Annotated in this window: 15 protein-coding genes; 9 read left to right on the plus strand and 6 right to left on the minus strand. The window is 66.3% G+C overall.

Annotated elements, in window-relative coordinates; translation table 11 throughout:
• Nucleotides 1-2,263 (plus strand): type 2 lanthipeptide synthetase LanM family protein (locus ACK41X_RS16170; RefSeq protein WP_409725390.1); only part of this gene is annotated, 2,263 nt, incomplete at its 5' end.
• Between the two features lie 55 nt (nt 2,264-2,318).
• On the opposite strand, the gene ACK41X_RS16175 is transcribed toward ACK41X_RS16170, so the two are convergent.
• The 4 genes from ACK41X_RS16175 to ACK41X_RS16190 form a co-directional block, all read right to left on the minus strand.
• Nucleotides 2,319-2,885: a hypothetical protein gene (locus ACK41X_RS16175; RefSeq protein WP_409725392.1), complete on the minus strand. Its 567-nt coding sequence runs from the start codon at nt 2,883-2,885 to the stop codon at nt 2,319-2,321.
• Between the two features lie 111 nt (nt 2,886-2,996).
• The gene (locus ACK41X_RS16180) at nt 2,997-4,427 is read right to left on the minus strand and encodes a prohibitin family protein (RefSeq protein ID WP_409725394.1); all 1,431 of its coding nucleotides are present in this window, start codon (nt 4,425-4,427) and stop codon (nt 2,997-2,999) included.
• Between the two features lie 23 nt (nt 4,428-4,450).
• A complete protein-coding gene (locus tag ACK41X_RS16185; protein WP_409725397.1) occupies nt 4,451-6,091 on the minus strand; it encodes a cyclic peptide export ABC transporter in 1,641 nt (546 codons plus the stop codon).
• A 327-nt stretch (nt 6,092-6,418) separates the two neighbouring features.
• Nucleotides 6,419-7,009: a YcjF family protein gene (locus ACK41X_RS16190; protein WP_409725399.1), complete on the minus strand. Its 591-nt coding sequence runs from the start codon at nt 7,007-7,009 to the stop codon at nt 6,419-6,421.
• Between the two features lie 527 nt (nt 7,010-7,536).
• Here ACK41X_RS16190 and ACK41X_RS16195 point away from each other — a divergent pair.
• The 5 genes from ACK41X_RS16195 to ACK41X_RS16215 all read left to right on the plus strand — a co-directional run bounded on the left by ACK41X_RS16195 (nt 7,537) and on the right by ACK41X_RS16215 (nt 12,692).
• Complete coding sequence (locus ACK41X_RS16195; RefSeq protein ID WP_409725402.1) at nt 7,537-7,863, plus strand: PqqD family protein; 327 nt, start codon at nt 7,537-7,539, stop codon at nt 7,861-7,863.
• Nucleotides 7,860-8,267: a lasso peptide biosynthesis B2 protein gene (locus ACK41X_RS16200; protein WP_409725405.1), complete on the plus strand. Its 408-nt coding sequence runs from the start codon at nt 7,860-7,862 to the stop codon at nt 8,265-8,267. Before ACK41X_RS16195 ends, ACK41X_RS16200 begins: the two co-directional genes overlap by 4 nt.
• Nucleotides 8,268-8,270: 3 nt before the next feature.
• A complete protein-coding gene (locus ACK41X_RS16205) occupies nt 8,271-10,178 on the plus strand; it encodes an asparagine synthetase B family protein (protein ID WP_409725407.1) in 1,908 nt (635 codons plus the stop codon).
• 114 nt (nt 10,179-10,292) lie between these two features.
• Nucleotides 10,293-11,432 carry a DUF3095 domain-containing protein gene (locus tag ACK41X_RS16210; RefSeq protein ID WP_409725410.1) on the plus strand — a complete coding sequence of 380 codons (1,140 nt, stop codon included), beginning with the start codon at nt 10,293-10,295 and terminating at the stop codon, nt 11,430-11,432.
• Between the two features lie 3 nt (nt 11,433-11,435).
• The gene (locus ACK41X_RS16215; RefSeq protein ID WP_409725413.1) at nt 11,436-12,692 is read left to right on the plus strand and encodes a Zn-dependent hydrolase; all 1,257 of its coding nucleotides are present in this window, start codon (nt 11,436-11,438) and stop codon (nt 12,690-12,692) included.
• A 10-nt stretch (nt 12,693-12,702) separates the two neighbouring features.
• On the opposite strand, the gene guaD is transcribed toward ACK41X_RS16215, so the two are convergent.
• Nucleotides 12,703-14,025: a guanine deaminase gene (guaD, locus tag ACK41X_RS16220; protein WP_409725415.1), complete on the minus strand. Its 1,323-nt coding sequence runs from the start codon at nt 14,023-14,025 to the stop codon at nt 12,703-12,705.
• Nucleotides 14,026-14,158: 133 nt separating this feature from the next.
• A complete protein-coding gene (locus tag ACK41X_RS16225; RefSeq protein ID WP_409725418.1) occupies nt 14,159-14,908 on the minus strand; it encodes a methyltransferase domain-containing protein in 750 nt (249 codons plus the stop codon).
• A 369-nt stretch (nt 14,909-15,277) separates the two neighbouring features.
• On the opposite strand from ACK41X_RS16225, the gene ACK41X_RS16230 reads away from it, so the two are divergent.
• From ACK41X_RS16230 to ACK41X_RS16240, 3 genes are all read left to right on the plus strand, one after another.
• Nucleotides 15,278-15,598, plus strand: coding sequence for a DUF3467 domain-containing protein (locus ACK41X_RS16230; protein ID WP_409725420.1), 321 nt, complete (start codon nt 15,278-15,280; stop codon nt 15,596-15,598).
• 51 nt (nt 15,599-15,649) lie between these two features.
• Nucleotides 15,650-17,515: an efflux RND transporter periplasmic adaptor subunit gene (locus ACK41X_RS16235; protein ID WP_409725422.1), complete on the plus strand. Its 1,866-nt coding sequence runs from the start codon at nt 15,650-15,652 to the stop codon at nt 17,513-17,515.
• A gap of 2,141 nt (nt 17,516-19,656) precedes the next feature.
• The coding region (locus ACK41X_RS16240; RefSeq protein WP_409725425.1) for an NAD(P)-dependent oxidoreductase at nt 19,657-19,852 on the plus strand (196 nt) is incomplete at its 3' end.

Genomic DNA, 19,852 nt, shown 5'->3' on the forward strand with positions numbered 1-19,852 from the left:
GGATTTGCGGGCGGTGCGCGCCATCGCGCGCGATGGCTATGGCTGGACCGAATTCGTCGCTCATACACCGTGCGAGAATGCCGACGGCATCGCGCTGTATTTCCGCCGCGCCGGGGCGTGGCTCGCGCTGTTTCACTGTTTCGCCGCCACCGACATGCATCAGGAAAATGTGATCGCGGCGGGCGGTCATCCGGTACCGATCGATCTGGAGACCATTCTGCAGACGCCGCCGGCAGCGCCCGATGCAGAAGACAACACCGGCGGCGCCGCCGCACGCGCCGCCGCGGACATGATAGCGCAATCGGTGATGGCGGTCGGCATCCTGCCGGCCTACGGGCGTGCGCCCGATACCTCGGTCTTCGCCATGGGCGCGCTGACCGCGGACTGGAATGCCAAAATCCATCTGACGTGGATCGACGTCAATTCCGACGCGATGCGCCCGACGCGAACAAAGGTGATCGGCAAGGCCAATCCGAACCTGCCGCATGTCGATGGCGTCTACGGGAAATTCGCCGGCCATATCGAGACTTTCATCGCGGGCTTCGACAGCTATGCCCGTTTTCTGTCGCAATATTCGCGCGGCGCGGATCAGGGCGGCATGTTCGACGGCTTTGCCGGAATCCCGGTGCGCCGCGTGGTGCGTCCGACGCGCTTCTATTCGATGCTGCTGCAGCGGCTGAAGACCCATCGCAGCATGGACGACGGCGCGGTGTGGTCGGCGCAGGCAGACTTTATCGCGCGCCTCTGCGACTGGGAGAGCGAGACGGATCCGAACTGGCCGTTTCTGCGCGCCGAGCGCGCCGCACTCCTGACGCTGAACGTGCCGCATTTTGTCGTGGCGAGCGACGGCAGCACGGTCTGCGATGCCGATGGCGCTGTGGCGCAGCGCGCAGGATCCTCCGGTCTTGCGCATGCGCGCGAGCGGCTGAAGAATTTCGATGACAGCGAGATCGCATGGCAATGCGCGGTGATCCGCGCCAATACCGTGCGCGGCAATCCCGCGCAAAGCGGGCAGGCTCAGCCTGTGGCGCTGCGGGAAGAGCCTGCGCTTGTGCCGGCACACGATCTGTTCAAAGCCGAATCCGACCGGATCGCCGCCCAGATTGCCGAATACGCGATCCGCCGCGGCAACAGCGCCGCATGGATCGGGCTCGACTGGATGGGCGACGCCGAAGCCTTCCAGCTCGCGGTGCTTGGTCCCGATCTTTATAACGGCGTCAGCGGCATCGCCGTCTTTCTTGCCGCCCATGCCGCGGTCGCAAGCCATGCGCCCTCCGCCGAGCTGGCGCGCGCCGCTGTTGCGCAACTGCGCGGCAAGCTGAAGGACCGCAATGCGGCGCGCTTTGCGCGCTCGCTCGGGATCGGCGGCGCGACCGGACTGGGCTCGATCGTCTATGCGCTCTCGGTCATCGGAGCCAGCCTCGACGATCCCGCGATCGTTGCGGACGCCCAGGTTGCGGCGATGCTGATGACCGACGGACTGATCGCCGCCGACAAGCGGCTCGATGCGCTGGGCGGCAGCGCCGGCGCGATCCTCGGTCTGTTGCGGCTTTATCGCCATACGGGCGCGGACGATGTGCTTGGGCGCGCGGTCGCCTGCGGCGACCATCTGCTGCGCAACCGCATCGGCGCGGAAGGACAGCGGACCTTTGTCGGACACGGTCTTGGACCCAATGCGCTGAACGGCATGTCGCATGGCGCCGCAGGCTTCGTCTATGCGCTGGCCTCGCTCGCGGCAGCCAGCGGCCGCGGCGATTTCGAGCAGGCAGCGGCGGAGGCGCTGGCCTTCGAAAACGCATCCTATGATGCAAACCGTCACAACTGGCCCGACTTGCGGCATGCCGGCGAGCCGGGATGGGCCTGCCGATGGTGCCACGGCGCGCCGGGCATCGGCCTTGCGCGCGCGGCACTCCTGAAGCGCAGCACGATTGACCCCGTCATTCTCAAGACCGATGTCGCACACGCGCTTTCCGGTGTCGAAGCGGGCTGGCCTGCGGAGATCGACACGCTCTGCTGCGGCACGCTCGGCAGCGTCGAATTCGTCTGCGAAGCCGCCGATGCACTGGAGCGGCCCGATCTGCGAAGCGAGGCGGCCGGCAAGCTCGCCGCGGTGGTGCGCGCCGCGCAGAGTGCAGGCGACTATCGCTGGAATAGCGGAGAGCGGCGTTTCAATCTCGGCCTGTTCAGGGGGATCGCAGGCGTCGGCTACACCCTGCTGCGGCGCTGCAATCCGGCGCTGCCGAATGTCTTGATCTGGGAATAGCCGCGGCTTGCGTGACCGACCGCAGCAGCGCCGGCGCGACTTGCCGTCCGCCGCGCTACTTGCCGTCGGCCGCGCAGGTGGCGTGAACGATCACCCGGAACATGTCGAAGGACTGCACCGTGACCTGACAGACGCGGTTGTCTTCGGTCACCTTGATCACGTCGCCGGCATTGACCAGCACTTGCTTGCCATTGACGTTGATGTTGACGCCTTGGATGCTCGGCGTGCCGACCAGCCCGACGGTGACGCGCCCGCCGGCCACGATCAAGGACTGATTGGGCCGCATCACGTAGATGTTGTCGGACGGCACGATCTCGTCGAGCACGCCCTGGACATGATTGAGCCTGGTCTGCAGCGTCAGGATGCGATCGGCGCGCTGATTGAGCTCGGCATTGAGCTGCTGCCGCTCCTCGCGCAGCTGCTGCACGGTCAGTTCGCGCTGTTCGATCTGCCGCCGCGCCAGTTCGCGGCCGGTGATATGGCCGATCAGCGCAACGCCGAGGATCAGCAGCGTCTCGATCAAAAGGATATAGACGCGCCGCCGGCGCGTCAGCAGGCGCCAGGCTGCGCGCGAACTCAGATCGCCGTCGGCGAGCGCCGCAGCACGTGCCGGATCGGTCACGTCTGCGGCCCTTCCCCGCCGTCTTCTCCACCGCCAGCGCGCCATCTCACGCCCCACCAGATTGTCTGCAGCTGTGCCCCATGGCATGGCCAATTCTTATCATGGCCGCCGCTACCGCCTCTCCATCGCAGGCGCCGCCGGACGTTCCGGCGGCGGGGCCGCTCCCGCCGACCCCCCGGTGAACCGCGACAGAATTGCTTCGTAGCTCGACAGGGCGAACGGATTGAACGTCGCAGGCCCCTCGGACCGGTCCGATCTCGGACCCGGCGCATCGGGCGCCCTTTCGGCCGGTTGCCCGCCGGCCGGCGGCGCTGCGGACGGCTGGCCTGCCTGTGGCGCTGCGGGCGGCACCGCAGGCGGAATTTGCGGCGCGGCGGGTTGCGGCGACGCTGCGGGCGGCGGATTGACCTGCACTGCGGAGCCCGGCTGCACCACCACCGTGGTCGGCGACGACACCGCCGGCGCCGGCTGCGGCGCCGCATAGGCGCCCGGCACGGTATCGGTCGGCGCCGGCTTCTTCTCGGCCGTTTCGTTGCGCGGCGTGGCGGGATCGACATTGCCGAGGATAATCGGCAGCCCATCCTTGCCGCCGCCGATCACCACGATCTTGGAATTCTGCGACAGCGACAGCGCGAGCGTCGCCTCGATGCCGCGCCAGCGCAGATAGGAATCCGAAATGCCCTGGCTCACCGTCTGCTGGAAGGCGGCGATGCCGTTCGCCTCGATCTGCTTGCGCCGCGATTCCTGCGCCTCGCGCTCGACGCGGTAGCGGTATTCCTGGATCAGGTAGAATTGCTCGGTCTGGCGGTTAATCGCCGCAACGATGGCCGGCGGCAATTCGATGCTCAGGACCAGCGTGTCGATGATCTGGATCGCGTATTGCAGCACGTCGTTATAGTTCCGCGGATCGGGCTGCTCCATGGCCTCCGGCTGAACCAGCTTGTTCAGGTTGACGCTCAGCGCCTTGCGCGCCGCGTCGCGGACCTTTTCCTGGATCGATTCGCGGGAGATATAGACTTCCTGCGCGGTATAGCCGGAAATCACCTGGCGCGTCTGGCTGCCGATCTCCGGACTGACGACGGATTCGAAATAGGCCGGACCGATGAATTTGTGCAGCACCGCCACTGCATTGTGCAGCAGCTGATAGCGGATATTCATCTGCACGGTGACGTTCACGCCGTCGCGGGAAATCGCGTTGTAGGTTTGCGCGGTCGATTGCAGACGCAGGTTGTAGATGAACAGGTGATCCCAGGGCCAGACCAGATGCAGGCCCTCGCCGCGCAGCTGCTGCGGATTGAGCATCGTGCCGCGGCCGGCAAAGCACCAGCAATAGAAGTCGAAGGTGTTGAACCGCTTCCACAGCACGCCGACATGGCCCGCCGGCACCGTGATCACCACGAAACGCCACAGGATGGTGATCGCGAGGAACGCCACCAGCAGCAGGAATGCGAAGCTTGGCAGGCGCCGCGTAAGAAAGTGCCACGCGCCACGCTTCCTCACCGGCGGCGGAATGCCATCGAGTGTCTCGGGATACCTTGCCATCAGTCGTTCCTCATCGAACGCCCTCAGCCGCCCACTTTGCGTTCTTCGACAATGCGCCCCTCTTCCATATGGATGCGGCGGCCCGGCATGCGGAACTCGTCGAGATAGCGATCGTCATGCGTGATCACCACAAGTGTCTTGCCGGCACGCATCAGCTCCGGGATGATTTCGTCGTAGAACTTGCGCCGATATTCGGGATCCTGCTCCGCGGTCCATTCGTCCAGCAGCATGATCGGACGGTCTTCCAAAAGGCTCACGATCAGCGCAAGACGCCGGCGCTGGCCGCCCGACAGGTCGAGCGTGCGAAACTCGCCGTTGGTCAGACCGGTCTTGTCCTCCAGCCGGAACTGGGCCAACAGCTCGGCGAGCTCGCGCGGGTCGGCATTCGGCACCCCGTAAAGCCGCCGGAAAAGATGATAATCGTAAAAGATCGCGGAAAACAATTCGCGATATTCGTCGCGGGTTGCCTTGGTGACGCGCCGGCCGTCGAGCAGGATTTCGCCCTCCTGCGGATGATAGAGCCCCGCCAGCACCCGCAGGAAGGTCGACTTGCCCGAACCGTTGCCGCCGGTGATGAACAGGAGCTCCCCTGACTTCAGCGTGAAATCGATCGGCCCGATATGAAAGGCGACGTCGGAATGCCGGTCGACATAGCTGAACTTGACCTGCCGCATTTCGATCGTCTCGAAGCTCTTCGGCGACACCACATCGTCGGTTTCCGAGGACACGGTCTCGCGCAGCATCTGTTCGAGCTTCTGGATGCGGTCGGCGGCGGCATTCGCGTTCATCAGGATCGGGATCGACTGCACCAGCGCGAAGAACGCGCCGATCACATAGAGCAGCGCCGCCGTGATCTTGGCGACCGAGGCGCCGCCGAGCGACTCGCTGAATTGCGGCGCGACGAAAACCACGGTGCCCAGCAGGATATACATATATCCTTGCGAATAGGCGATCTGCTTGAAGGTCTCCGATTGCGCGCGAATCTTGATGTTGGCCGCGGTCCGCGACACGTCCACGGCGTCGTCGAACAGGGAATCGCTGCGCGAACGGTTCAGCCGGATTTCCTTGAAGCCGTCGAGGAAATCGGTGATGCGGTCGAACAGCCGTCGCTCGTGCTCGGCAGCGCGCGCCCGCTCCTCGGTCAGGCGCCGGCTGCGGAAATGGAAGATCAGGCCGGCCAGCGTAACGATGATGGCGGCAAGAAAGAAAGCGGTCAGCGACAGATAGGCCACATAGATCGCGACGAAACCGATCAGGATCGGCCCCTGGATCGAGAAGCTGAGCATGTTGCTCGCCTGCGTCAGGATCGCCGCATCGCTCGAGATCGCCGCGATGATGCGCGCCCGTCCGATCTCTTCGACCGACAGAAGTTCGGAGCGCCGCACGTAATCCATCATCCGCACGCGCAGTTTGTGGATGATCGCCTCGATCTCGGAGGTGATTGTGGTCGAGACATAGACCTGCGTCTTGAAGAACAGGAACAGCGAGATCAGGAACAGGGTTCCTGCCCACAAAGCGGCGTGATCGTTGGTGTCGGCCGCCGCCGCGCCGGCATTGATCGCGGTCAGGATCAGCGCATTGCTGATGCCGCCGATCGCGGACATGAAGACCAGCTTCCGCACCGAGGCGTGCATTTCGCGGTGGACAAGCTGGAAGAAGGACATTGCGGTACTAACGCCCGGCTACGGTTGCAGGGGCCGGCCCCCGGGGGAAAGGCGCGCGCCGGATCGGATGCGATAACGTCAGGGTCGGCGGCGCCATTCCACGTTTCGCGCCGGACCGGTGATAAGCAGAATCGGCAGAACCACGAGCGGCGTGGTCACAAGCGCAAGACCGAACGTCCCGAGAAATCCCATCCGGCGGCCGATCCCGCACAAACCCGTCAAGGCACAAAAGACGATATAAAGAACGGTTTCGATCATTGGCCTTGTCGGAGCAGCCGGCGATCGTCATATCGCCGCCGCTCTCCGGTTGGGGAAAGACCGCGCAGCTCAAGGATTGGTCGTCGCCCCCGTCGATGTTCCATCGGTCTTCGCGCTCTCCGGCGCAGCAACCTTGGCCCGCTGTCGCGCGTCCCATCGTTCCTTCTGCGCCTTGATGAACTCGCGATAATCGGGCGGATTAAAGTCGAGCAGCGTGCCGCCCGATTCGAAATGCTGCACGAAGGCCTTGCCGATTGCGTAGGTTGCGCCGGCAGCCAGCGCCGGCATGACAAATCCGGAAGCGATGGTGCCGACGATCGGCACCGATTTCAGCATGCTCGCGGCACCGATGCCGCTGGTTGCAGGAATCATGGTTCCGGCCAGCGCCGCGATCAACGCCTTGCCGCTATTTTCGGAAAAGGGCACGTTGTACATGAGCGACAGCTTGCGCAGCATGTTAAGCTGAATGCCCGCCACCGTCGCAACGTCGATCACAGGAACCGGGATCAGGCCCGCGACGCCGCCCCAAACCGCAAAACGGTCGACCAGCTTGTTCGCCATTTCGAGGCGCGCTGCGGGCGTTACCTCCGGCGCCGTTTCCGGTGTCACCGGCGCCGCCTCGGGCTTTGTCTCCGCCTCTGTCGTGGATTTTTGTGCCATCCTGGGACCCTTTTTCGGCATGCTGTGTCGCGTTCGCTCGCGCGCTCCGTACCGGTTCGCGTCAATCAAGCCCGCTGCGAAAAAGCTATCATGGCGGGTTGCGGCTGCCAAGCGCCGCAGGCTGGCGTTATATGTTTGCAAAATAAAGGCTTATCGGCACGCCGACAGCGCTTGAGCGCGGCGCCGCAGCCTTGCCTTGCATCACCCGATCTTCATAATGCGCCACGCGACGTCCCGCCGGAGATGACCATGCCGCCGCTTCGCTCCGATGCAACGAATCCGCGACGACACCGGGTGTGGCAAGCGCCCGCGCTCCTGGACGTGCCGATCGCGCATGCGACCCGGGCCGCAGAGACGCAACCCGGATCGCCCGGGCAGCTTCAGGAACCGTCCGCGCCAGCAACGCCGTCGACCAAGCTTGGCTTTGCGTTCGAAATGTCGTTTCCGCTCTCGGTGCGGACGGAGTGACGGCACGCGGGCACAGGGATCGTTGCGGCTTGGTCCGGCGGCTGCGGAGGCCTTGAGCCATGAGCGTGACTGCGGTTGGCACGACCGGGGTTGGCGTAACCGTCGACAGTGTTCTGGTTCGTGACATGACGGTTGCGGCAGCGCCGATCGATAGCGGCGTCGCCGTGCTTGACCTGCGCGCCGGCAATTATGTCGCTCTCAACGCCGTGGCGGGAGAAATCTGGTTCATGCTGTCCGAGCCACGCAGGGTGAACGAGATTTTCGACATTCTCGCCGCAGATTACGGGGTCGGCCGCGCCACCCTGTTGCGCGATGTCTTGCCGTTCCTGCAAACGCTGGTCGACAAGCGGCTGGTGCGGCCGCTCGACCGGTCCGAAATCCGATGACTCCGCGCGCAATGCGGCGGCATTATCTGCGCGAGGCGGCGCTGCTGTTGCGCCTGTCGCAACTGGCCATCTCGCTGCTGCCACCTTCGCGGATTTTCGCCTGGGTCGATCGTCCGCCCGGCCGCGTGCGCCGCTTCGCCGCCGACGAAGCGGATTGGGTCGCGTGGGCGGTCGAACACGTCGCGAGACGGCGCGGCATGAAGGCGGCATGCCTGGTCCAGGCGCTTGCCGCGCATGCGATGCTGCGCCGGCGCGGCATCCCGAGCACACTCTGTCTCGGCGTCTGCGGCAGCGGCGGCAGCGTTGCCGCCCATGCCTGGATCGAAAGCCAGGGCAGAAGGCTGACCGGCGGCGCCGACGCTGCAACCTTCACGCCGCTCACCGCATTCGGCAGCACGGCCTGACAGATGAGCGGCATTGCCGGCATGCTGCGCTTCGACGACCGGCCGGTCAGCCGGCCGGCGCTGGAGCGCGCTGCCAATGCCCTGCGCGCCCACGGACCCGACCGCACCGGCCTTACGATCGACGGCCGCATCGGTCTCGTTCATGTGCTGATGGCGATGACGCCGGAGGACCGGCAGGACAGGCAGCCGCTGCGCGGGCCGAGCGGCGCGCTGATGACCGCCGATCTCCGGCTCGACAACCGCGCGGAAATGCTCGGCCGCCTCGGAGTCTCGCATGCCGACGCCAATGCATGGCCGGATGCGCGCGTGGTCCTCACCGCCTGGGAGCGCTTTGGCGACATCGTCTGGCCGCTGCTGCGCGGGCCTTTTGCCGTTGCGATCTTCGATCCGCGCAGCGGCGCGCTGACGCTCGTCCGCGACCATCTCGGACTGAATGTGGTGATGTGGCACAGATGCGACAGCCATTTCGCCTTCGCCACCATGCCGAATGGACTGTTCGCACTCGGTGCGGTGCGCCGTGAGCTGAGCGAAGAGAAATTCGCCGACTTTCTCGTGCTCAATCATGCCGACCATGCGACCACGATCTATAGGGAGGTGTTTCGCGTCCGGCCCGCGCATATGCTGCGGGTGGACGCGCGCGGCACGATCTCCGAAACCCGCTACTGGTCGGCGCAAGACATTCCGCCCGTCAGGCTGCGTTCGGATCAGGATTATGCCGAGGGCCTGCGCGCCACGCTCGATCTGGCGGTCCGCCGGCAGTTGCGCAGCGCGCATCCGGTCGGCTGCCTGCTCAGCGGCGGCCTCGATTCGTCGTCGGTCGCAGCGCTCGCCGCACGCGCGCTGGCGGAAAAGAACCAGCGGCTTGCCGCCTTCACCGGGGTGCCGCGCCGCGGCTTTGCCGGTCCGGTGCCGGAGGGGCATTACGCCGACGAAACGCCGTTTGTCGAAGCCATCGCAAGGGCTGCCGGCAATATCGACGTCACCTATGCGCCGGACGAGGCCGCCGCCGATCTCGGCGAACTGGAGCGCATCTTTCTCGCGCTGGAAGGCCCGGTGCGCAATCCGACCAATCTCGGCTGGGCGCTGGCGCTCTTGCGGCTCGCCCGCGCCGATGGCCGCCGCGTCCTGCTCGGCGGCCTGCGCGGCAATCATACGATCAGCTGGAGCGGTTGGTCGCAGGCGCTTTCGCACTTGCGCAGCGGCCGCTTTCTGACGGCGCTGCGGCAATGGCATTTGTATTACCGCCGCTCGCCCTATTCGCGCTGGCGCGCCGCATACAAGCTGTTCGTCGAACCGGCGCTCGCCGCTCCGAACGGCGCCGCGGCTCCCTGGCGATCGCATTCCCCGATCCGCCCCGAATTTGCTGCCGACATGAACGTTGCGGCGCGGGCAAAGCGGGACGGACACGACTTTTCCTATCGCGCCCGCGGCGACGAGCGCTTCCGGGGCCTGTTGCTCGCCGACTATGCCGGCGACTGGCATGCCGCCGAAAAGGCCTTGACCGGCGTCGAGGTCCGCGACCCGACCGCCGATATCGATGTGGTGTCATATTGCTTCGGCGTGCCCGCGGAGCAGTATCTTGCCGAAGACATCGACCGCTCGCTGATCCGCCGCGCGATGTGGGGCGTGCTGCCGCAACGCATCCTGACCAACCGGCTGCATGGCCTGCAGGGCGCGGGGTGGTATGAGGGCCTGCAGGCCCGGCGCGAGGAACTTGCGCGTGAAATTTCCGAACTGTCGCAATCGCCGCTGGCACGCCGCGCGATCGATCTGGCCCGGCTCAACCGCGCGGTGGCGAACTGGCCGTCCGCCGGCTGGCACCGGCCTGAAATATTTACCGAATACAATCTCATGCTGATGCGCGGCCTCGCGGGGGGCCGCTTTCTGCGCTGGTTCGAACAGGCAAATTGATCGCAAACGGCAAAACAGCGATCCCGATGTCGTGAACCGGGCCGGCCGATGAAACTGTTTCCGATTCATCCGGTAGCTTGGCCACCGGGCTGACAGGGTGCTGCTTTGGACACGATGCCGGACAGCAACGGCTTTTACGCGACCGCGCCGGTTTTTCGCGGCTTCCCGCGCGTGCTGGATTCGACGTTGTACCGTCCGCTGCCGAAAGAATGGATCGTCGGCGCGACCGATGTCGTGGGCTCCACCGAGGCCATCGCCAACAACCGCTACAAGGCCGTCAACATGGCCGGCGCCGCGGCGATTGCCGCGCTCGCCAATGCGCTCGGCCGCGAATTTCCCTTTGTGTTCGGCGGCGACGGCGCAAGCTTCGCGATCCCGCCGGACGCAGCGGAAACCGCGCGCAAGGCGCTCGCCGCAACGCTGCGCTGGACGCAGGAGGAATTGTCGCTCGACCTGCGCGGCGCCCTGATCCCGGTCGAGGCAATCCGCGCCCGGGGGCTCGATGTCCGGGTCGCGCGCTTCGCCCCGTCCGACAATGTCACCTATGCGATGTTCACCGGCGGCGGACTTGCTTTCGCCGAAGCGGAGATGAAGGCCGGCCGCTTCGCGGTCGCGCCCGCCCCGCCCGGGACGCGGCCCGACCTCACGGGATTGTCATGCCGGTTCGAGGAGATCCGGTCGCGCCACGGCGTCATTCTGGCCATTCTCGTCGTGCCGGGCGAGGGCGCAAGCGAGGCCGCGTTCGGCCGCGCGGTTGCCAGGCTTCTGGTGCTTGCCGAGCAGAAGAGCCACGCACCGGTGCCCGAGGACGGCCCGGCTTTCGGATGGCCTCCGCCCGGAGCCGAACTCGAGGCGTATGCGTCACGCTATGCCAACCTGCCATTCTTCATCCGCCATGCCGGCGTGCTGCTGAAGACCTGGCTCATTTTCCTGATCTTCCGGTTGCGCCTGCGCGTGTGGCGCTTCGTGCCGCAGCTTTATCTCAAGCAGCTTGTCGCCAATTCCGATTTCCGCAAATACGACGATGCGCTGCGCATGGTGATCGATTGCACGCCCGATGTTGCCGACGAGATCGAACAGCAGCTTGCGGCCGCTTCGCGCACAGGGACGCTGCGCTACGGACTGCACCGGCAGGGCGCCGCGATGATGACGTGCTTTGCGCCGTTCCCGACGAATGCCGATCATGTACACTTCATCGACGGCGCCGCCGGCGGCTATGCGCTGGCCGCGCGCGCGCTGAAAGGGATGGCCTAGCGGATGCGAATCGACGGCGAGCGACTGTGGGACGATCTGATGCAGCTGGCGCAGATCACCGACCCCGGCAAACCCTATACCCGCCGTTCGTTCTCGCCGCTGTTCGACCAGGGCCGCCTGTGGCTGCGGGAGCGTTTCGAGGCGGCCGGCCTCGCGACCCGGATCGATGCGGCCGGCAACCTGATCGGGCGCAGGGCGGGCGCGGACCTGCAGGCGCGCACCATCCTCATCGGATCGCATTCCGACACCGTGCCCTCGGGCGGACGCTTCGACGGACCCGCCGGGCTGCTCGCTGCGCTCGAGATCGCGCGCGCCTTTTCCGAGCAGGGCATCGTGCTGCGACATGCGCTGGAGGTGGTCGACTTTCTGGCCGAGGAGCCCAGCGAATTCGGCCTGTCCTGCATCGGCAGCCGCGGCATGGCCGGGGTTCTCGACGACACCATGCTGGCCTATCGCGATCCCTCCGGCGAAACCCTGGCGCAGGCCATCGACCGGGTCGGCGGCGATGTCGCCGCGCTCGGACGCGCAAAGCGGGACGACATCGCCGCGTTCTTCGAGCTGCATATCGAACAGGGTCTGGTGCTGCAGGACGGCGGTCTCGATGCCGGCATCGTCACCGGCCTTGTCGGTATCACCCGCATCGAGATCGTGTTCCGCGGATCGGCCGACCATGCCGGGACCACCCCGATGCATCTGCGGCGCGACGCCTTCACCCCCGCGGCGAAGACCGCGGTCTTGGCCGATCGCATGGCCCGCGAATTCACCGCACGCAAGGGCGGGCTGTTCGTCGCCACGACCGGCGTCGTCTCGGTCAAGCCCGGTGCGTCCAACGTCGTGCCGCAGGAGGCCCGCATCGTCATCGATGCGCGCGCGGAAAATCGCGCGATGATGGACGAGTTCCTGGCGCTGCTCGATCGCGAAACCGCAAACTATGCGAAAGAGAGCCGGACCGAGCGCGCGGTCTTCGCGCGTCTCTCCGACACCACTCCCACCCCGTGCGATCCGGCGCTGCGTGCGCTGCTGCGCGACAGCGCCGCTGCGCTTGGCTTTTCCAGCACGGATATTGCCTCCGGCGCGGGCCACGATGCCGCCTTTGTCGCCAAGATCGCGCCCGCCGCCATGCTGTTCATCCCGTGCCGCGACGGCAAGAGCCACAGCCCGGAGGAATGGGCGGAGCCGGACGCAATCGCCACCGGCGCCGCCATCATCGCCGAGGCGGTGCTGCGCGTCGACCGCGGGGGCGCAAGCGCTGCAGAATAGCGATGCCGCTCTACAGATCGCCCTGCGCATCGCGCCGGTAGACCGGCCGGCCTGCGACATAGGTCGCCTGCACCGCGCGGTCGTCGCCCAGCATCATCTGGATAAAGAGCGCCTGCTCGAAACTCTCGGCAAACTGCATCCGGTAGGCGATCGCAGGGGTCGACTTCATGTCAAGCACCACGAGATCGGCCTCCATGCCGACCGCGATCGATCCAACCTTGTCCTCGAGATAGAGCGCGCGGGCGCCCCCCCGGGTCGCCAGATAATAGGCATGCCCCGCAGACAGCGCGTATCCAGAGAGCTGCGCCGCTTTGTACGCCTCGTTCAGCGTCGACAGCATCGAAAAGCTGGTGCCCGCGCCGAGATCGGTGCCGAGCCCGACCCGCACCGGCCGCTCCTGCGTCACCGCCCGCCTCAGATTGAACACGCCGCTGCCGAGGAAAAAATTCGACGTCGGACAATGCGCGAGCGCCGACCCGGTGCGATGCACGGTCTGCATTTCGGCATCGCTCAGATAGATGCCGTGCCCGAACACCGCGCGCGGACGGCACAGCGCATAATGATCGTAGATGTCGAGATAGCCCTGCCGCTCCGGAAACAGGCCCTCGATCCAGGCGACTTCGCTCTTGTTCTCCGCCACATGGGTCTGCATGTAGCAATCGGGGTGCTCGCGGCAGAGCGCGCCGGCCGCCTCCAGCTGCTCGCGGGAACTCGTGCCGGCGAAGCGCGGGGTGATCGCATACATCAGCCGCCCGCGGCCATGCCATTTGCCGATCAGCGCCTTGGATTCGTCGTAGCTGCTTTTCGGCGTGTCCAGAAGCGGTCCGGGGGCGTTGCGGTCCATCATCACCTTGCCGGCGGCAAGCCGCATGCCGAGCGCCTCGGCCTCCTCGAACAGCGCATCGACCGATTGCGGATAGACCGTGCAATAGACGCAGGCCGTGGTGGTGCCGCTGCGCAGGGATTCGCGCAGAAAAGCGCTGGCGACGCTGCGCGCGAAATCCTTGTCGGAGAATTTCTGCTCGACCGGAAAGGTATAGGTATTAAGCCAGTCGAGCAGCTGTTCGCCATAGGAGGCGATCATCGGCACCTGCGGATAGTGCACATGGCAATCGACGAAGCCCGCGGAAATCAGCGCGTCCTTGCCGTAAGGTGTCACATCGAGGTCCGGCGGCAGCAGCGGGTCAATTTTCTCCGCCGGACCAAAATGCGTGATGCGCCCTGCCTCCATCGCAACGATGGCGTCGGGCTCATAATGCATCGTGCTGTCGAGGCCGGCTGCGAACGGATCGCCGGAATAGGTCAGGACGGGGCCACGAACCGCGCTTCGCATTCAAGTCTCCACTGCAGCGCGAACTCTATCCCATTGCAGCGGCTCAGCGTAAAGCGCCGGACGGCAGATCGCACCGGCTCGGTAAAGAGAGCGCAAACCGCGCTCCGGAAAGCGCCGGAAGGTGCGCGGCTGCTCACGGCTTCCGCGCCTGCACGATCCATTCGTCGATGTCGCAACTTTCGCCGATGCGCCGGTGCACATAATCGAAGCGCACGGATGTAAAGCGCGACAGCAGCCCCTCAAGCTCGATGCGGGAAAAGCCGTGAACGATGCCGCATCCTGTCAGCGGACCGAAGCGCACGGCCCGCGTCGTTCTTGCATCGATGCGCTCGCCGCTCAGGATCCCTGTGGTCCGGTCCCCGAACATCCGGCCGAAGAACCATCCGCCCGGCTTCAGCACGCGATGAATTTCTGCAAACACGGCTTCGATGACCGGCGTCGTATTATGCGAGATCGACTGGATGTCGACGACCACATCGAAATGGGCGGCGGGCCATGGCAAGCAGGCGAAATTGCCGATCCGCAGATCGGCCGCACCGCCCAGGCCCTCGGCGGCCAGCCGTTGCCGCGCGCGAGCGATCGCGACTGCGGAGCCGTCGATTCCCGCAATCGAGAAGCCTTCCCGCGCCAGAAACCAGAGATTGGCGCCCGGCCCGCAGCCGATCTCAAGGGCGCGCGGAGTTGTCCCGCGCCCCGCATCCGGGAAGGTCTGCGCGATGAAGCCGGACAGTTCTTCCGGCGGGTAGCGGCTCCAGCGCGGATCCTGCGCGTAGAGCGCGTCCCAGGCCGCGAGATTCCGCTCCGTCGCCGTGGCATCCGGCGGTGCCGTGGCGGCCTCGACGTTGGCGACTTCCATTTCGGCCTCAAGGACGCGGCGTTGCATGACGCGGCATGATGCGCCCGGCAGCGGCCATGTTCAAACGATAAGCATCGGCCCTGCCGTGTCTTGCGAAAGCGCTCTTACATCACTTCGCAGAATGCCGGAACGCGGGTGCAAATCCTTTACACGTCCTGTTCGGGAAAGATCGGGCCGGCCATCGCGCCGGAGCGCAGGACTGCTAGGACCAAGATCACAGAACCTCTGCTTCGTAGGACTGTCATATCAACGTGAAAAAGTCGGAGCGACGGGGTTGGCGCCTGGCCGCACGGACATGCAAAGGGTGCAACACCCGCCCCTCAGGCAATCGAGGGTGACGCTGCCATGTGCTCGTCGTGGCGGCGCAGTTTCGTAATGGAATAGGGAAAGTTGCATATGTCCAAGACCACCGACGCCACCGCGACCGCCAGCACGCCGCCCGCAGAGGGCGCAGCCGGCCCGATGGTGCATTGGGACGACAGCAAGATGGTCACGCATTTCGCCAATGTGGTGAATATCCAGAGCACGCTGGATCAGGTCGATTTGTTTTTCGGCACCAACAAGACCTGGAATGCCGGCAGCGACCGGCAGGTGAAGGTGGAGCTGACCGACCGCGTCATCCTCAGCCCGCATGCGGCCAAGCGCCTGTCGGTGGCGCTGCAGGGCGTGCTGAAGGAATATGAGAGCCGCTACGGCGAACTGAAAATAGCGCAGTAGCGGGCGCCATGGACCGGCCGCGTCCTGACCAACGGTGAGCGGCGGGCTGCCATGAATCTGCGCGCCGAGATCGGGCCGGACCGCGCGCAAACCGCGACGTCCGAGACCGCGCTGTGGCGCGCGCTTTCCCAAAGCGACGACCTCACCGCATTCTGCACGGCGTGGATCGCGCTCGCCTGTGGTATGATCGCGGGCGCCACCGGCGGCGTCGTGACGCTGGCCGCAGCACCGTCGGCGCCGGTCGCGCGATGGCCGGATGGCGAGGACGGCGACCTCGCTGAGCTTGGCGGCATCGCGGCCATCGCAGCCTTGCAGCGCAAGGGCGTGGTGCAAAACGCGGACGGCGGCGAGGCCGCGGAGGCCGGCAGATCCGACCGCTGTCTGCTCGCCTACCCCGTCATCATCGATGACAGGCTGCTCGGCGCAGCCGCAATCGCGGTGCAGACCAGGCCGGGTACAGACCTGCGGCAGCAGACCCGGCAATTGCAATGGAGCATCGCTTGGCTGCGCGAGCGGCTGGCGCGCGACAGCGCGGCGGCGCAGCTGAGCCGCAGCCGCGCCTCCGGACTCGCGCTCGATGTGCTCGCCTCGGCGCTGCAGGCGGAAACCTGCCCCGCGGCCTGCCGCGCGGCGGCGACTGCGCTCGCCCATGCCTTCGATTGCGAGCGGGTCAGCGTCGGCTTCACGAAGCGCGGACGCGTGCGCGTCACCGTGATCTCCCACAGCGCGCAATTCGGCCGCCAGATGAATCTGGTGCGGCTGATCGGCGACGCCATGGACGAAGCCGTCGACCAGCGCTGCGCGCTGCTTCATCCGCCGGCCCCCGACGAAGTCGCCGTCATGCGCGCCCATACCGCGCTGGCGGAGGCGCAGGGCGGCGCCTGCATTCTCACCGTGCCGATGCTGACCCACGACCGATTTGTCGGCGCCGTCACCTTCGAGCGCAGTGCGGCCAAAGCCTTCGGCGCGCAGGACCTCGCCGTGCTCGACAGCGTCGTCACGGCGCTGGCGCCGGTTCTCGAAGAGAAGCGGCGCAACGACCGCTGGCTGCCGGTCAAGATCGCCGCCTCGATCGGGCAGCAGATGGTCCGGCTGTTCGGGCCGGGACACTGGAACCGCAAGATCGCGCTGTTCGTCATCGCCGCTGCGCTCACCGCAGGCTATTGGTGGACCGATGTCTACCGCATCACCGCCGACGCCGTGGTCGAAGGCCGCGAGCAGCGCGCGATCGGCGCCCCGTTCAACGGCTATGTCCGGGAAGCGCCGGCCCGCGCCGGCGATCAGGTCGCCGAAGGGCAAATTCTGGCCGCGCTCGACGATCGCGACCTCGTGCTGGAGCGGCTGCGCTGGGTCACCGAGCGCCAGCGCAAGGTGTTGGAGCACGAGCGCGCACTCGGCGAGCGCAACCGCGCCGAGGTGCAAATCATCGCCACCCAGATCGAGCAGGCCAATGCGCAGATCGCCCTGGTCGACGAGCAGATCGCGCGCGCCAGGCTCACCGCGCCGTTTGCCGGGCTTGTGGTGTCCGGCGATCTGACCCAGGCGATCGGCGCGACCGTGCAGCGTGGCCAGGTGCTGTTCGAGATCGCGCCGCTCGACAGCTATCGCGTCATCCTCGACGTCGACGAGAGCCAGATCGGCGACGTCAGCGAAGGCCAGACCGGCGCACTCGTCGTCACCGCGCTGCCGGACCAGCCGATCCCGCTGACGGTCGCCAAGATCACCCCGGTGGCGAAGGCCCATGACGGCCGCAACTTCTTCCGGGTCGAAGCGAGGCTGAAGCACAGCGCACCGCAATTGCGGCCCGGCATGCGCGGCATCGCCAAACTCGATGTCGATGAGCGGCGCGTCGCCTGGATCTGGACGCGCTCCTTCGTGCAATGGCTGCGCCTGTTCGTCTGGCGCTGGACGGGCTGAGGTCCGCATGGCCGGATCGCTCTACAGCCCGTCCTGGTACCGCGTCGCCGAACTCAGGCCGCGGCTGCGGGCGCATGTCGCGCTGCACCGCCAGCGCTTTCGCGGCGAGCTCTGGTACGTGGTGCAGGATCACCAGACCGGCACGTTCCACCGGCTGTCGCCCGCCGCTTATCACGCCGTCTGCCTGATGGACGGCCGCCGTACCGTCGACACCATCTGGCAGACGGTGAGCCAGCGGCTCGGCGAAGACCAGCCGACCCAGGACGAGATGGTCCGTCTCCTGTCGATGCTGCACAATGCCGATCTCCTGCTCGGCGAAATTCCGCCCGATCTCGACGAGCTGGCGCAGCGCTCACAGAAGCAGTCGCGCCGCAAGCTCTTCATGAAGCTGCGCAACCCGCTTGCCTTGCGCATGCCGCTGTTCGATCCGGACGGATTCCTGACCGCAACCATGCCGCTGGTCCGGCCGCTCTTCACCGTGTTCGGCTTCGCCGCTTGGCTGGCGCTGGTCGTCGCCGGCTGCATTCTCGCCGCCATGCACTGGACGGCGATTACCGGCAATATCGTCGATCAGGCCTTCACCACGCAGAATATCGCGCTGCTGATCGCGGTCTATCCCGCGGTCAAGGCGATCCACGAACTCGGCCATGCCTATGCCACCAAGGCCTGGGGCGGCGAGGTTCACGAAATGGGAATCATGCTGCTGGTGCTGGTTCCGGTGCCTTATGTCGATGCCTCGGCCTCATCGGCCTTCCGCGAACCGTGGCGGCGCGCCGTGGTCGGCGGCGCCGGCATCATGGTCGAGGCTGCGCTGGCGGCCGGCGCAATCCTGGTTTGGGTTCACGCGGAACCGGGGCTGGTGCGCGCCATCGCCTTCAATGTCGCGCTGATCGGCGGCGTGTCGACCTTGCTGTTCAACGGCAATCCGCTGCTGCGCTTCGACGGCTATTACGTAATGACCGATCTGATCGGCATTCCCAATCTCGCCACCCGCGCCAACAAATATTTCTTCGAGGCGGTCCAACGCATCGCCTTCGGCGTGTCGCAGGATAACGCACCGGCGACCGCGCCGGGAACGCGCGGCTGGCTGTTGTTCTATGCGGTCGCCGCCTTCTGCTATCGCACGATGATGACCCTCACCATCGCGCTCTTCATCGCCGGCAAGCTGTTCTTTGTCGGCGTTGCACTGGCCTTGATCACCTTGTTTACCGCCTTTGTGATGCCGCTGTTCAAGGGCCTGAAGCTTCTACTGACGAGTCCGCAGCTCCGGCCCAAGCGCATGCGCGCGCTTGCGGTGACCGGAACCGCAATCGCGTCGCTTGTCATGGCGTTCTTCGTCATTCCCCTGCCCTACGCGACCATGGCCGAAGGCGTGGTCTGGATCGGCGAGCAGGCGACGGTACGGGCGCGCACCGACGGCGTGATCGACCGGGTCACAGAGGGCAGCCGCCAAAACGTTGCCGGCGCCGAACTGATCTCCCTGTCCGATCCGATCCTTGTGGCCGGCCGCGTCGTGCTCACCCATCAGCTCGCCGAGCTACGCCTGCGGCTGGAAGCCGTCCGCCTCGGCGATGTCGTGCAGGCGAATATGCTGCGCGAGCAAATCCGTCACACCGAAGGCTTGCTCGAGGTGAGCGGCCGCCGCATTGCCGACCTCACGCTGAATGCGGAAAAGGACGGGCAATTTCTGCTCGCCTCGTCCGACGATTTGCCCGGCCGCTTCCTGCGCCGGGGCGACGTTATCGGCTACCTGGTCGGCCGCGAGGACCAGATCGTGCGTGTCGTGATCCCGCAGGCCGATGCCGACCTGATCCGCCGCCGGACCGCGCGGATCGAGGCGCGTCTCGTGGAAGATCCCGATCGCATCCTTCCGGCGACGCTTTTGCGCGAAGTCCCCGCCGCACAGGCCGAAATTCCGCATGCGGCGCTCGCGACCATCGGCGGCGGCGCGATCGTGCTCGATCCCTCGCGGCCGGACCGGCTGCGTCCCGTCGAAACCGTGTTTCATTTCGATCTCGCGGTTCCGCCCGACGCGCTGCCGGCCCGGCTCGGCGGCCCCGAGAGGGCCCGCGAGCGGTTCAGCCGGCGGCCTGCGCCGCGATCCGGCCAACGGCACGGAGGGGGCCGACGAGATCCACGCCATGTCGGAGCTCAAGGCCCAGCTTCCGCGCGCCGACATCGTGGCGCTGACCTGCGCGCTGACCGAGGAGACGCGCGGCCTGATGGACGCGGCCGCCTTCGCGGCGATGCGGCCGGGCACCATGCTGGTGAACGTCGCGCGCGGGCGCGTCTGCGACGAGACGGCGCTGATCGCGGCGCTGCGCTCGGGGCACATCG

The organism is Pseudorhodoplanes sp. (genome assembly GCF_046289595.1).
Classification (GTDB): domain Bacteria; phylum Pseudomonadota; class Alphaproteobacteria; order Rhizobiales; family Xanthobacteraceae; genus Pseudorhodoplanes.